The sequence below is a fragment of the Flagellimonas maritima genome, assembly GCF_003269425.1.
Classification (GTDB): domain Bacteria; phylum Bacteroidota; class Bacteroidia; order Flavobacteriales; family Flavobacteriaceae; genus Flagellimonas; species Flagellimonas maritima.
The window spans coordinates 666430-681146 of sequence record NZ_CP030104.1 but is presented as its reverse complement, the minus strand read 5'-3'; the positions used below and the strand labels follow the sequence as shown (position 1 = coordinate 681146).

At 38.4% G+C, this 14717-nt stretch carries 12 protein-coding genes; all 12 read left to right on the top strand.

Annotated elements, in window-relative coordinates; all coding sequences use genetic code 11:
- The first annotated feature begins 59 nt into the window (after window positions 1-59).
- The 12 genes from HME9304_RS03035 to HME9304_RS02980 all read left to right on the top strand — a co-directional run bounded on the left by HME9304_RS03035 (window position 60) and on the right by HME9304_RS02980 (window position 14717).
- Window positions 60-2465 (top strand): aminotransferase class I/II-fold pyridoxal phosphate-dependent enzyme, encoded by a 2406-nt coding sequence (locus tag HME9304_RS03035; RefSeq protein ID WP_112377189.1) that lies wholly within the window; start codon window positions 60-62, stop codon window positions 2463-2465.
- 12 nt (window positions 2466-2477) lie between these two features.
- On the top strand, window positions 2478-3317 hold the full coding sequence (locus HME9304_RS03030) for an RteC domain-containing protein (protein ID WP_112377188.1): 840 nt from the start codon (window positions 2478-2480) through the stop codon (window positions 3315-3317).
- Window positions 3318-3598: 281 nt separating this feature from the next.
- Window positions 3599-3877, top strand: a complete 279-nt coding sequence (locus HME9304_RS03025; protein WP_112379705.1) for a helix-turn-helix domain-containing protein — start codon at window positions 3599-3601, stop codon at window positions 3875-3877.
- Between the two features lie 8 nt (window positions 3878-3885).
- Entirely contained in the window at window positions 3886-4416 is a 531-nt protein-coding gene (locus HME9304_RS03020) for a hypothetical protein (protein ID WP_112377187.1), read from the top strand.
- A complete protein-coding gene (locus HME9304_RS03015; protein ID WP_112377186.1) occupies window positions 4413-5075 on the top strand; it encodes a P-loop NTPase family protein in 663 nt (220 codons plus the stop codon). The genes HME9304_RS03020 and HME9304_RS03015 overlap by 4 nt, the downstream gene beginning before the upstream one ends.
- Window positions 5076-5444: 369 nt before the next feature.
- Window positions 5445-8222, top strand: coding sequence for a type I restriction endonuclease subunit R (locus HME9304_RS03010; protein ID WP_112377185.1), 2778 nt, complete (start codon window positions 5445-5447; stop codon window positions 8220-8222).
- A complete protein-coding gene (locus tag HME9304_RS03005) occupies window positions 8223-9824 on the top strand; it encodes a type I restriction-modification system subunit M (RefSeq protein ID WP_112377184.1) in 1602 nt (533 codons plus the stop codon).
- The gene (locus HME9304_RS03000) at window positions 9824-11053 is read left to right on the top strand and encodes a restriction endonuclease subunit S (RefSeq protein WP_112377183.1); all 1230 of its coding nucleotides are present in this window, start codon (window positions 9824-9826) and stop codon (window positions 11051-11053) included. The genes HME9304_RS03005 and HME9304_RS03000 overlap by 1 nt, the downstream gene beginning before the upstream one ends.
- A complete protein-coding gene (locus tag HME9304_RS02995; RefSeq protein WP_112377182.1) occupies window positions 11050-12795 on the top strand; it encodes an AAA family ATPase in 1746 nt (581 codons plus the stop codon). The genes HME9304_RS03000 and HME9304_RS02995 overlap by 4 nt, the downstream gene beginning before the upstream one ends.
- Window positions 12796-12887: 92 nt before the next feature.
- Complete coding sequence (locus tag HME9304_RS02990; protein WP_123877329.1) at window positions 12888-13697, top strand: HNH endonuclease family protein; 810 nt, start codon at window positions 12888-12890, stop codon at window positions 13695-13697.
- A 1-nt stretch (window position 13698) separates the two neighbouring features.
- The gene (locus tag HME9304_RS02985; protein ID WP_112377180.1) at window positions 13699-14310 is read left to right on the top strand and encodes a hypothetical protein; all 612 of its coding nucleotides are present in this window, start codon (window positions 13699-13701) and stop codon (window positions 14308-14310) included.
- Window positions 14307-14717, top strand: coding sequence for a hypothetical protein (locus HME9304_RS02980; protein WP_112377179.1), 411 nt, complete (start codon window positions 14307-14309; stop codon window positions 14715-14717). Before HME9304_RS02985 ends, HME9304_RS02980 begins: the two co-directional genes overlap by 4 nt.

Sequence of the window (14717 nt, the reverse complement as noted above, 5' to 3'; positions counted from 1 at the left end):
TTGATCATGGTTAATCTGACAAATGCCATTACTTTTTATGACAATTAAAACTAAAGAAAATGGCAAAGATCAAACACCACAATTTTTTGAACACCGTTCACGAGGTCTTTTCCGATGCAAAGGAAGCCGGGGTGTTGCACCTCTATGCAGGGGGCACATCCTTTTCGGGCAGGACCATTAAGGTCAACGGGAAAGAACTGTACCATTTTGGGACAACGGGATATTTGGGCCTTGAGCAGGATTTGAGGCTGAAAAGGGCCGCCATGCAGGCCATAGAGCACTACGGCACCCAGTTTCCCTTGTCCAAATCCTATATTTCCAATCCCCTGTATGGGGAACTGGAGCAATTGGTCACCCGAATGTACAACGCCCCGATCATCATTACCAAGAACAGCACCTTGGGCCACTTAGGTGTCATCCCAAGTGCAGTGGACGATCAAGATGTGATCGTGTTGGACCATCAGGTCCATTGGAGTGTCCAGAATGCGGCCAAGATGCTGAAGACAAGGAGCGTTCCCATTGAAATGATACGCCACAACAATTTGGGGATGTTGGAAGAGAAGATCAAAAAGTACAGGGATTCAAAAAGGCACATTTGGTATATGGCCGATGGCATCTATTCCATGTACGGGGACTATGCCCCGGTGAACGATTTGATGGTACTTGCAAGCAAATACCCACAACTACGATTGTACTTTGATGATGTGCACGGGATGAGCTGGGTGGGCAAAAATGGAACGGGCTATGTGCTGGACCAATTGGGCAAATTGCCCGAGAACGTCCTGTTGTTCGGAACCCTGAGCAAGACCTTTGGTGCCAGTGGTGCCGTATTGGCCTGTTCCAATCCTGAAATGTACGACAAGATCAAGACCTTTGGCGGTCCCTTGACCTTTTCGGCCCAATTGGAACCGGCATCCGTGGCCGCGGCCATAGCCTCGGCCAAAATCCATCTTTCCCCTGAGATCTATCAGTTTCAGGAAGATCTACGACAACGGATAGACTATTTCAACAATTGCCTGATGGAAACGGACCTTCCCTTAATCGATCATAACGAATCCCCAGTATTCTATATCGGAACGGGAATGCCAAAGACAGGGTACAATTTTGTCAACCGGTTGATGCAGGAGGGGTTTTATGTGAACCTTGGTATCTTCCCTGCGGTCCCGGTCAAGAACACCGGAGTGCGGATCACCATTTCAAGACATAACCAACCGGAGGAGATCAAAGGATTGGTGGAGGCCATGACCCATCATTTTCCTAAGGCTTTGGAAGAAACACATACCAGTGCAGAACGGGTTTTCCATGCCTTTAAATTAAACCCAAAGGTCAGGGAAGAACCCAAAAAGCCAAAAAACATGATAGTGGAAGTGAAGGAGTCCATTAATCAAATGGACAAAGCAACTTGGAACCGATATTTGGGCGGGCAGGGTGTTTACGATTGGGAGGGGCTGAAATTCTTGGAAACGGTATTTCAGGGCAATGAAAAAAAAGAACATAACTGGCTATTTCGCTATGTCATCATCAAGGATGATTTCGGTGTTCCTGTTCTGGTGACATTTATGACCTTATCCCTTTGGAAGGATGATATGTTGGCCGATGCCCAAGTTTCGAAGGGCGTTGAGGAGGAAAGAAAGAGCAATCCCTATCACTTATCCTCAACAGTGCTTTCCATAGGATGCCTGTTCACGGAAGGGGACCATCTGTATTGGGATGCTTCACATGATAGGGCGGACCAAGCCTTATTTGTGTTTTTGGAACTTATGGAAAAGAAAGAGCTGGAGTTTGGTGCCAAGATGACCGTTCTCCGGGATTTTCCTGAAAAGACAGATTGGAACAAACCTTTGTACGGCAGTGGTTTCTTGAGGGTACGGATGCCCAGATCGAGTACGGTAGACCTCCAAGGAATTCATACCATGGAAGCTTATATGGCCCAACTTTCGGCAAGGAACAGAAGACACTTTCGAAAGGATATACAGGCATATTTTAAGACTTCCCAAGTGAAAGTGATTTCCAAGGGTACTCCTATACAATTGTTGCAATTCAAATCTTTATTTGGCGAGGTTCAGTCCCGTAACTTGGGACTCAATACTTTTCCATTTCCCGATGTTCTCTTTGAACAAATGAATGAAAGCATACTTTGGGAGTTTATTGTCCTTACCCCAATTGGGGAATCGGAAAGAATATTAGGCGTTATGTTCTGTTACAACAATTCGGGTCAGGTCTATGTGCCGGCCTTTGTGGGGATGGATTATGGTTTCTTGGATAAATATGGCACCTACCGTCAGTTGTTGTACCGAACCATTGAACGTGCCCTGGAACTGGGTGCGCCCAAAATTGATTTTGGGATGACCGCTGCTTTTGAGAAAAGAAAATTAGGTGCCAGGGTCCATGAAAAGTATGCGTACCTCCAGACTAGGGACAATTTTATTTTGGAACTTTTGGGAGTCATGGAAGGCCAGCATTAATGGAATGCAGGCATGAAATATCAAAAGCTGCTATCGGAATTTGAGGGTCAATTGGATGCGTTGGAAAGTGGGGGCGGTGATGTTCTTTTCAAGGCAGAAAAGGGAATTGTGCTGGTTGAGAAAAGCATCCGAAAACTGCAAAAGGAAATTACGGGCAAAACCTTTGCCGCCCAAGCAGATGAGATTTACTTCTTCAAACATGTCAAGCCTCAGATCTTCAGCAAGCTTATCTATTATGTCAAACTGTTCAATATTGAGAGCAAACGTCCCAGGGGGAACAATGCTGCCCAGATCAAATATCTTCAGCACCAAATCGATAAGTTCCAGACCTTCTTTAACGATAATCTCGAATTTTACAATTATTACCGTCGTGGCGCCATGTCATTGGATGAACAATATTTTGTCCGGGGGAACCGTGACTTGAGGCTTCCCTTGGAATCGTTCCATTTTCTGATCGATGACCAATTTTCGACCTGTCAGGATGGGACGGTGGCCACCATTATGGCCTACGATATGCTGATCGTGTACCTTAGAAAGGAAGTGGATGACCTTAACAATACTCTGGAACCCCCAAAAAACATAGCTATGGAAAAACCATCAAAATTATTCTGGACCGGAAGCAAGACCGATCTGATAGAACTATTATATGCCCTCCACGCCAGTAATTCCATCAACAGTGGAACGGTTGATATCAAGGGACTGGCCTCCCATTTTGAGCATTTTTACAACATTGACCTTGGCAATTACTACCATACCTTTATCGATATACGGTCAAGGAAGACCAGTAAGACCCGCTTTCTGGATAAGTTGATCGAAATGCTGAACAGACGTATGGAATCCTTGGATGAATGAACATTTGATTTCCCCCCAAGTAGGTACCCACTTGGGAGTTTTGGAAGTTAAGGTACTGAGGCCCCATTTCCTCTTTACCTAGGTTTTTTTACAAGTTTCAAAGTGTGATAATGCCTTCAATCCGGGTCAAAATATATAGGTGAAAAAATCCCCCACCTTGTTACCAACTGTGGAGTTTGTTCCCGTTTTCTTTTTGAGTTTTGTGCTACGAAAGTCAAATCACGACAAAGCCGCCCCTTAAAAAAATAAACCATGGCGGCTTTGTTTTTAAAGCAAAGAAAATGGGCGCAACAATTATTACAACAGAAGACCTGCGAGAGTTTAAGCTTGAACTACTCGACGACATCAAGCAACTTTTACAAAATCAAAACGGACAACCTGCCAAGAAATGGCTTAAATCACCAGAGGTCAGAGAACTTTTGGGAATCTCTCCAGGCACTTTGCAAAATCTACGTATCAATGGCACGTTACCCTATACCAAAATAGGAGGGGTATTGTATTATGACTATCAGGAAATTATGCAAGTTTTAGAGCAAAACAGGATTCATAATAAATTCTAGCTATTGGTTTGAGAGACATCAACTATATCAAGCACCTCAATGGAGTGTTTGAGCAATTTTCTAAAGACAGCCGACTAAACCCTACACATATCAGTTTGTATGTAGCCTTGTTTCAGATTTGGAACTACAATTTCTTCAAGGATGAATTCTACATCAACCGAGAAGAAGTGATGGCATTCTCAAAGATTGGCTCAAAGTCTACGTATCACAGATGTATCAAAGAATTGAGCCATTGGAATTATTTGCTCTACACACCATCGCACAATCCATTTAAAGGGAGTAGAATCAAGATGTTCAATTTTGGGACAAGCATCGAACAAGCACTGTACCCAAGCAGTACCAATATTGGGACAAGTACTGGACAAGCATTGGTACCTATAAATAAACATATGCAAACTATTGAAAACAGTAAAAACATAAATAAACGTGAAAATTTTAAAAAATTAAATTCTGAAAATGATGAAAACCATCTGGGAAGTGTCCCATATCAGGACAACCTAAAGACCAATTCAGATAAAAGCTATGGTGAACCCTTATGAGTTATCCAAAGCCACATATCATTGTTGAAGGAGCTGTGCAGTATACGTTGGGTATGATGAAGGGCAATCAAATTGTCTATGATTTTGATAAGATGTTGGTCTATCTGGATGCTAAAGGGAAATTGTTGTTTGGGAAGAAATTCAAAATCTACAAAGAAGACCGAGATGTTCTCTACAAACTATGCCTCTACTTTATCCAGGATGGAATTTCCTGTAAAGAATTTGGGATTGATATTGATAAAGGTATTTTGCTTTCTGGCCCTGTTGGATGTGGAAAGACTTCTTTGATTCGGTTGTTGAAAAATCTAGTGCCACATCGAAAGCCTTATGAGGTTGTGCCTACACGAAATATCGTTTTTGGTTTTAATCACCTTGGTTATAAAACTATTGAAGATTATGGCAACACCCAATTTTTCTGTTTTGATGATTTGGGAGTTGAACCTATTGGAAGGCATTATGGAAAAGACTGCAATGTAATGGGTGAAATCCTGCTGTCTCGTTATGACCTATTCTTAGATAAAAAAATTAAAACTCACGCTACTACCAATCTAAATGCTCAAGAGCTAGAAGATCTTTACGGCATTCGTGTTCGTAGCCGTATGCGACAGCTTTTTAATTTGGTGGCTTTTGAAAATAGTAGCGTAGATAAAAGAAAATAAATTATCAAAAATAGGATAGTTCTTACCATTGATAAATCTCATTCTCATTAAAGCTTAATTTATGGAACTGTTCTTTAAACCGATGGAAAGGTTTATACTCTTTACAAAAAGCGGATTTTGTAAAGAGTGCTTCTTTTTTTGATTATAGTTTAGAGAGTTTAACCCTAATTCTAATACTATGACTAAAAGGCGTAATGTAAAGAGTTCTCAAAGAGAGACTATAAATTTCCATGAGAAGGGAAAGGATTATCCTCGATAAATAATATCAATAAAATAACTTATGAATTATATAAGAGGTCATCATATCTTACTGCTTTGTATATCTAAAAAGTAGTCCTATTTTTACAAGAGCACCAACCAAAGACTTTCTTGAACGAAAAACAAACACGTATAGAATTAATTGATAACCACCTCAAGACAGCAGGATGGAATGTCAATGACTATACTCAGGTTGTTGAAGAATATTCGGTGATTTCGAAAGCAAAAGAACCTTCGCCAGATTATAATAATACGTTTAGTGATTATGTTCTTTTGGGTAAAGACGGCAAGGCCCTTGCCGTTGTGGAGGCAAAGAAAACTTCCAAAGATGCTGAAATTGGAAGGGAACAGGCAAAACAATATTGTTTAGGTATTAAAGAAGAAACAGGATTATTTCCCTTTTGCTTTTATACCAACGGACTGGATATTTTTTTTTGGGACCTGAATAATTATCCTCCTAAAAAAATTATTGGTTTTCCTACCCGTGATGACTTGGAACGATACGCCTTCATTAGAAAAAGACGAAAACCACTTGCTGCCGAATTAATCAATACAGCTATAGCAGGAAGGGATTACCAGATACAAGCTATTCGTGCAGTGATGGAAGCCATTGAAAGGAAACGCACAAAGTTTCTTTTGGTGATGGCCACAGGTACAGGAAAAACTAGGACTTGTATAGCATTGACAGATGCTTTAATGCGTGCAAGCTGGGCAGAACGTGTATTGTTTTTGGTAGATAGAATTGCATTACGTGACCAGGCTTTAGATGCTTTCAAAGACCACTTGCCAAACGAACCTACTTGGCCTAAAAGAGGGGAAAAGTCAATTGCTACTGATAGGCGTATTTACGTATCTACCTACCCTACAATGCTCAATATCGTAAAAGATCAAGAGAATACCTTGTCTCCTCATTTTTTCGATTTAATCGTAATTGACGAAAGCCATCGTTCCATTTACAACACCTACCAAGAGGTTTTAAATTATTTTAATACGATTACATTAGGACTCACAGCGACTCCGACCGATGTTATCGACCACAATACTTTTCAACTATTTGAATGCGAAGATGGCCTGCCGACCTTTGCGTATTCGTATGAAGAGGCGGTAAACAATATTCCGCCTTATCTATGCAATTTTGAGGTGATGAAAATCCATACGAAATTTCAAGATGAAGGCATCAGCAAAAGAACTGTCTCGCTTGAAGACCAAAAGAAGTTATTGTATGAAGGCCGTGATATTGAAGAAATCAACTACGAAGGTGACCAACTCGAAAAATCCGTACGGAACCGGGGAACGAATGCGTTGATCGTTCGCGAGTTTATGGAAGAATCCATAAAAGACCCATACGGCGTGCTTCCAGGTAAAAGTATCTTTTTCTGCCAATCCATTCAACAAGCAAGACAAGTTGAAGAAATTTTCGACAAACTCTATCCGGAGTACAACGGAGAGCTGTCTAAAGTTTTGGTTTCCGATGACCCTCGGGTGTATGGCAAAGGTGGGTTGTTGGATCAATTCAAACTGAACAACATGCCCAGAGTGGCGATAAGTGTGGATATGCTCGATACAGGTATCGATATTCGCGAACTCGTCAATTTGGTCTTTGCAAAACCTGTGTTTTCGTATACTAAGTTTTGGCAAATGATCGGGCGTGGTACGCGTTTGTTAGAACCTACCGCTATGAAACCTTGGTGCGTTGAGAAAGACGTTTTTCGAATTATTGACTGCTGGGATAACTTCGAATACTTTAAACTAAGCTTGAAAGGGGTGGAGAATAAACCACAAGTACCTTTACCGGTTCGCTTTGCAAGTCTGCGCATAGATAAAATAGAACTTGCGCTAGAGCTTGATGAAATTGACATTGCATTCAAAGAAATTGAACTATTCAGAAGACAGCTAAAAAAATTGCCTCAAGATTCGGTTGCAATCCAAGATGCGCAATCTGCTTTGTTCAAGGCCAGGAAAGCCGAATTTTGGGAAGGGTTGGATGCTAAAAGTTTTGAGTTTTTACGCGAAATCATCTTGCCCTTGTTCAGAACGGTTTCACAAGTCGATTTTAAGGCGATGCGTTTTGAAAAAGATGTTTTGGAAACCTCTTTGGTGCATTTGGAAGATAATGCTGAACGGTTGGAAATTCTAAAGGAAAACATTCAGGAACAGGTGTCAATGCTGCCGCAATCCGTAAATACCGTAGCTAAACATACCTCCTATATCAATCAAGTTTTGTCAAACAAGTATTGGGCGATAGTCAACGATACCGAATTTGATATACTATCCGAAAAACTGGCGCCCTTGATGCGCTATATCGATCGCCGCCCTGTGGGGAACGGAATGGATCAGTTGAATCTAAAGGATATCGTAACCACCAAAGAGTTTGTAGAATTCGGCCCGCAACACGAATCGGTCAGTATTACACGCTATCGCGAGATGGTGGAACAAAAGGTTGCCGAAATGCTAGAGCGAAACCCCATTCTCCAAAAAATAAAAAATGGTGCCGATGTCTCTCCGGAAGAAGCAGACCAACTAGCCGAAGAACTGCATCTAGAAGATCCACATATTACCGAGGCCTTGTTACAAAAAGTCTATAAAAACCAGCGCGCCAGTTTCCTGCAATTTATAAAGCATATATTGGGCATCGAAATATTGGAAAGTTTTGATGCCGCCGTAAGCAAAAAAGTGGCCGCTTTTATTCAAGAGCATACAACGCTTAGCACAAGACAAATTGAATTTTTAAACCTTTTGCGGGATTATATCATTGAGCGTGGCCAAATACACAAACGCAATTTATTGGAAGCACCTTTCACGGTAATTCACCCTAAAGGAATACAAGGGGTATTTAACCCTCAAGAAATAAAAGAGATAGTAACATTAACAGAACAACTGGTAGCATAAATGAGCTTATTACAAAGTAACCCTGAAATAAAATCCAAAATTCAAGAACTCTGGAACAAATTCTGGAGTGGTGGCATCTCTAACCCATTAACGGCCATTGAGCAGATTACTTATCTGCTTTTTATGAAAAAACTGGATACAAATGATACCGATGCCCAAGCAAGGGCTGAGTTTACCAATGACCCATTTACCTCTCGTTTTGAAGGAGAGTTTCAATTACCAAACAGCGATTTAAAAATTGAAAAGCAACAATTACGATGGAGCGAGTTTAAGCGATTACCCGGTGAAGAAATGCTGCAACGGGTACAACAATATGTGTTTCCATTTATCAAGACCTGGGATACTGATGATTCTCCCTTTGTAAAACATATGCGTAATGCGGTCTTTATCATTCCCAAACCTTCGCTGTTGGTGGAGGCCGTAAAAATTATCGATAGCATATATGAAGAAATGGAAAGAGATGCCTCTGAGAAAGGGCAGGATTTCCAGGATATTCAAGGGGATGTTTATGAATACTTGTTAAGCGAAATAGCCAGCGCGGGCAAAAACGGACAATTCAGAACCCCACGCCACATCATAAAATTACTGGTAGAACTGGTGGCCCCAAAATTAGGGAATAGGATAGCAGACCCAGCCTGTGGTACCGGAGGTTTTTTATTGGATGCTTACCAATATTTAGTGACCCAGTTGGATAAGGATAATAAAAACCGAGAGAAGGACGAAGATGGATTTATACGCTCCAGCAAGGCTTCACGGTTTGATGAAAAGACCAAGGCTATTTTAAACCAAAGTCTACAGGGGTATGATATAGACCAGACTATGGTGCGGTTAGGGTTGATGAACTTAATGATGCATGGTATTGATACCCCTCAAATAGATTATACCGATACGCTAAGCAAAAGCTACAATGAAAGTAGTCAATATGATATAGTACTCGCGAACCCGCCTTTTACAGGCAATATAGATAAGGGGGATATTAATGAAAGCCTACAGTTGGGCACGACCAAAACCGAACTGCTTTTCATTGAACGTATTTATCAAATGCTTCGCATGGGTGGCACGGCCGGTATAGTTGTACCCCAAGGGGTCCTTTTTGGTAGCGGAAAAGCCTTCAAGGAAGCTCGTAAATTGATGATAGAAAAAAGTGAGTTAAAAGCGGTAATAACGGCCCCAAGCGGAGTGTTTAAACCCTATGCCGGAGTTAGTACGGCCTTACTTATTTTTACTAAAGGTGGAGAAACCGAAAATGTTTGGTTTTATGACATGCAGAGCGATGGGTATAGTCTGGATGACAAACGGGCTAAATTAGAGGGGTTTGGAGATTTACAGGATATTGTCATCAAGTTTAAAAGTAAGAAGCCTGACTCTGAAAATGATAGAAAACGTAACCATTTTACCGTACCTAAAAAGGAGATTGTCGCAGAAGGCTATGACCTGAGTTTTTCCCGTTATAAAGAAGAGGTATATGAAGAAATCGAATATGAAAAACCTGAGAAGATTCTTTTAAAATTATTGGGAGGTAAAGATGAAAATGGAGATGAAATAAAGGGATTGGAAAAGGAAATTTCAGAGAAGTTAAAGGAATTAAAGGAATTGTTTTGATGGAAGTAAAAAAATACAGACTTACCGATGTCTGCGACTTTCAAGGCGGTTCCCAGCCACCCAAAAGCGAATGGACGAAAACGTTAAAGGATGGTTATGTCAGAATGCTTCAGATTAGGGATTTTACGCAGCCCAATAAAGAAAATATCGAATATGTAAGAATAACTAACAGAATCAAAACTTGTAAGAGCGAGGATATTCTTATTGGTAGATATGGGGCTTCTGTTGGTAAAATTTTAACTGGACTTGCTGGGGCTTATAATGTAGCCATAATGAAGACCATTCCCGATCAGAAAAAACTTTTAAAACCATATTTACGACATTTACTTGTAAGTCCTTCATTTCAAAATTATATTTTGAATGTAGGCGGTAGGGCAGCCCAGGCAGGCTTTAGCAAAAGCGACTTGTCTCGTTTTGATGTTTTTTTACCCTCTTTGGAAAACCAAAAACGAATTGCCCAAGTCCTTACCGATTGTGAAGAGCTCATTGCCAAACGTAAGGAAAGTATTGCGCTTTTAGACGAGCTTTTAAAAAGTACTTTTTTGGATATGTTTTGGAAAAAAAACTTAGATTACCAGAACTGGGAAAGAGATACCATTGAAGGTTACGCTTTAAAAAGGAAGGCAAGTATGCGCTCTGGACCATTTGGAAGCAGTTTGCTTCATGAAGAGTTTTCTGAATCCGGAGATGTTAAAGTATTAGGTATTGACAATGTAGTCAACAACTTCTATGAGGAAGGAAAACCACGATACATAACATTTAAAAAATATGAAGAATTGAAACGTTATACAGTTCACCCTGGTGACGTATTGATAAGTATTATGGCAACCAACGGTAGATCAGCGGTAGTACCCCAAAATATACCACTAGCTATCAACTCAAAGCATTTAGCAGCTATTACCTTGAATCAAAAAAAAATACTTCCATTCTATTTAAAATATTCCTTTCAATATCACCCTTTGATTCTTAAACAGCTTTCAAAAAGAGTAAAAGGTGCAATAATGAGTGGGCTAAATTTGACTATAATAAAGGAACTCAAATTACCTCAACCACCCCTAAGTTTGCAAGAAAAATTTTCTTCAGTTGTTTTAAAAATAATCGAAACAAATAAGCTCTATCACAATAATCTATTAGAATTGGAATACCTATATGGTCGCCTAAGCCAAGATGTTTTTAAAGGAGAATTAGATTTGAGTAAGGTCGCATTAAGAGAAGAGTTCAAAAAATGAAACTTAAACGGCTTAAAATAAACGTTCCATATAAGAGCCTGCAAGCAGGGTTTGAAATAACCTTTCGGCCAAATTTACAGTCAAACACTATTGACCCACTTTGTTTCGTAGGTCCAAATGGAAGTGGGAAGTCAAATCTACTAGAGGCTATTGCAGATATATTTTATTATTTGGAATGTCATTTATTTGAATATACCACAGTTAGTAATTTTCAAGTACCAATAGAATCTTTTGAAATTGAATACTATAAGCCCTTTATGGCAGCAGGAGGAATTATGCAAGTTTTCAATGATAATCCAATTATTTCAGGGCAACATTACCATATAAAAATTATTAAAAATCAAAGGCAACAACCAAATTACTTTCTAATAAATGATTTAGAGGAAATAGAAATAACTGGAGAATCCCGAAGCTATGCTCTACCAAAACGTATATGGGGCTACTCCTCTGGAGAAAATGAATCACTGAGCCTTCCTTTCAGAAGAATGGATTTGTTTTATTTGGAGCAAGCCGCTATAAACATTAAAAAAAATGTAGGCGAAATCATAGGGGATAATCGTCTTCATTTTGTTGATTATGACACTACAAGTGCATTAGTTTTATCTAATTTCTTGATATATGGCAATCCCAATGAAACTGATCAAGACAAAATAAACAAACTCAAAATTTTCAAGGATAAATTTGGTATTGAATCAATAGAGTCTTTTAGAATAACTATTCGCTTTCAATATCGTAACAAGTTTAAAATGCCTATTGACAAGGCCGTTCAAAATTTCATTAAAACTTTAAAAGATCATTTTGATGTTTCAACAGAACGAAGAACTGATGAAATATCTATAAATATAGATTTAAGAAGTGTGGAAAATTTTGAGGTCTTTGGAAGAATGGCTGCTGATGCAGGTGGATTATATAAATATTTTGAGAAGTTAATGCTCAGAAATAGTTATACTATCCCGTGGGAAAGAAGGCAAAAGGTATTGTATAATAAAAACGTTTACAGTGCTCAAAATGATATCGGCCATGTGCCAAACGATGAGCAATTGTTTATTCTAGATAATATCATGCTCAAAATGGATGGGGTAGAATCACCAATACCGTATGAATCAATTTCGGACGGAGAGCATCAGGCCTTGACAATATTCAGCCTTGTAAATCTTATTGATGAAATTGATGTGCTTTGTCTTTTTGACGAGCCTGAAACTCATTTAAATCCAAAATGGAAATACGAATACATAAGCAACATAAACGATATTCAAAAACAAAAAGATAGTCATATTCTAATGACTACACATGACCCCATTTTTATATCTGGTCTTAATAAGGAGCAAGTAATTTTATTTCAAAAACGTGTCAATTTGCCTGAAGAGGTGCCTAGATGGTCTTTTGCAGAAGAAGATTTAAAGGGTAAAGGTGTTGATGCAATATTAAAAACAGACTTATTCGGTTTTCAGAATACCGTCGATCAGGGAACCAGCAAACTAATATATGAACGGCGGGAATTACTATTGAAAATTGACAATCTTAACGATGAAGAAAAAAATAGATTAAAAGAATTGACTAACATATTAAGGAATATTGATTATGCCGATCCTTTTGTAGATCCATTTTTTAAAGAGTTTTATAGACGACTAAACAACAAGGAATTATATATAAAAAGGGAGTTGTCGGAAGATGAAAAAAAATTGAGAAAGGAGAATGCAGATAACCTATTTGAGGAACTTTCAAATGACTTAGATTTATGAGGCATATCGAATTGAACAATCTACATCTTCCAAATTCTTGGAAGAAGAAGGCGAGTCGTGTGCACACACGCAGAATAAGGGCCAAATCATCTTTGCAAGAAATAAAGGAATATATCAAATCAAATGGAACAAGTGTTTGGAAGCCAACAAAAAGATATTTGATGAAATTTTCGCATAATAAATGTTGGTTCACAGAAGCCAATAATGCGATATCTTCATTTCATATTGAGCATTTTAGACCTAAAAAAAAGGTCAAAAAACTCAAAGGAACTTGGAAATATAATGAACAAACTCGAAATTGGAATGTTGGATATTGGTGGCTAACATATAACTGGCGTAATTATCGATTATGTTGCGATATTTTAAATTCCCATAAGGGAAACTATTTCCCTCTGTCTATTGGTAGTTTAGTTGCAACAAATCCAACAATAAATCATTCTACCGAAGATTATGTTCTTTTAGATCCAACGGTTTCCAATGACGTCAAATTACTTGGTTTTGATGTTGCAACTGGGGAAGCTATTCCCAAATATGATGAGCGCAACTATCCAGTTGAATATTCAAGAGCAAGAATATCCATAATTGTTTATCATTTAAATGAAGATGTTTTACTGTTAGAAAGCAGAAAACAAAAACTTAAAGAATTGGATAAATTAAAAAAAAGAATAGTCCAGAATATATTTAAGTTTAAGCAAGTTGATGCTCAAAATCTTGCTGCAAAGAAAGTGATTTCAGATATCTTGTCTGATTATTTTCAGGACCTAGTAGACTTATTAAACCCAAAGCTTTTAAATTCCACATATACTGCAATGGTAAAAGTTTATTTAGATGAACTTGCATTAACAGAGTCATGGGTAGGTAAATATGTCTTTCCTAGAGCACGGAAGCAAAATCTAATTTAGTTTGGAGAAAATAATTTATAACTATATCGTCACTAATAATCAGCCATTTCAACGCTATAATTCTTGGAATCATTGTTTTAAAGCCTTTGATACTATAGACGATCAAAAATTACTGAGCCTGCATCTAGGGTTTTACTTGGCCAGTTGGGGTATGTATAGAGGGTCTAGCAAATTACTGGAAAGAGACTATTTAGTACATGAAGATGCTATTGAAATCATTGAAAAATATAAGTATTTACGTTGTGGTCTAGAGCAAGAAATTGCTCTTCATAACTTGGAAGGAATTCTTAATCTTATCCAAGATCTTTCGTTCTACTATAAAACCACTCATGATGTTACCCCTACAGATACCCTTATCAGTAAAATTATATTAGGAACATTAGGTTGTTTGCCTGCTTTTGATCGCTTTTTCATAGATGGAGTTAAGGAAAAAGAATACTCATTCAAGACTTTAAAAAAGAAAAGCTTAGAAAGCCTTTTCACATTTGTTGAGACCAATCAACTTGAACTTAAGAACATACAAAAACTTCATCCACAATACCCAATTATGAAAATAGTGGATATGTATTATTGGCAAATCGGGTTTGAAAAAAGTAGAGTGGAAAATAGATGAACTTTAGAGAAAAGTATAACATAGTACCCTATAAGGCATTAAATTCAAGACAACGTGAGAACTATAATTTTCACAAAGTTTCAGCAACCTTAGCGGATTACGGCTTTAATTCTTTGCGCTTAAACGATGATTGGCAGGGTGCGGATTTTATAGCTGTGCATATTTCTGGCGAAGACATGATAAAGGTTCAGTTAAAAGGGCGCTTTACAATAAATCTAAAATATAAAGGGAAAGACATCTATATTGCCTTTATCGAAAACGAGAAGATTAAAATTTATTACCATGATGATGCCCTAAATATGATTCCCGAAAACATTGAAAATTCTGAATCATGGATAAGAGATGGTCTTTATACTTGGGGGAAAACCCCAAAAATTTATGATGATATTATTTCTGTTTTAAATTAA

Bases quoted from the DNA above. Each gene is read 5' to 3' on its own strand.
- HME9304_RS03035 (WP_112377189.1), top strand. From the start codon at position 60: ATGGCAAAGATCAAACACCACAATTTTTTGAACACCGTTCACGAGGTC.
- HME9304_RS03030 (WP_112377188.1), top strand. From the start codon at position 2,478: ATGAAATATCAAAAGCTGCTATCGGAATTTGAGGGTCAATTGGATGCG.
- HME9304_RS03025 (WP_112379705.1), top strand. From the start codon at position 3,599: ATGGGCGCAACAATTATTACAACAGAAGACCTGCGAGAGTTTAAGCTT.
- HME9304_RS03015 (WP_112377186.1), top strand. From the start codon at position 4,413: ATGAGTTATCCAAAGCCACATATCATTGTTGAAGGAGCTGTGCAGTAT.
- HME9304_RS03005 (WP_112377184.1), top strand. From the start codon at position 8,223: ATGAGCTTATTACAAAGTAACCCTGAAATAAAATCCAAAATTCAAGAA.
- HME9304_RS03000 (WP_112377183.1), top strand. From the start codon at position 9,824: ATGGAAGTAAAAAAATACAGACTTACCGATGTCTGCGACTTTCAAGGC.
- HME9304_RS02995 (WP_112377182.1), top strand. From the start codon at position 11,050: ATGAAACTTAAACGGCTTAAAATAAACGTTCCATATAAGAGCCTGCAA.
- HME9304_RS02980 (WP_112377179.1), top strand. From the start codon at position 14,307: ATGAACTTTAGAGAAAAGTATAACATAGTACCCTATAAGGCATTAAAT.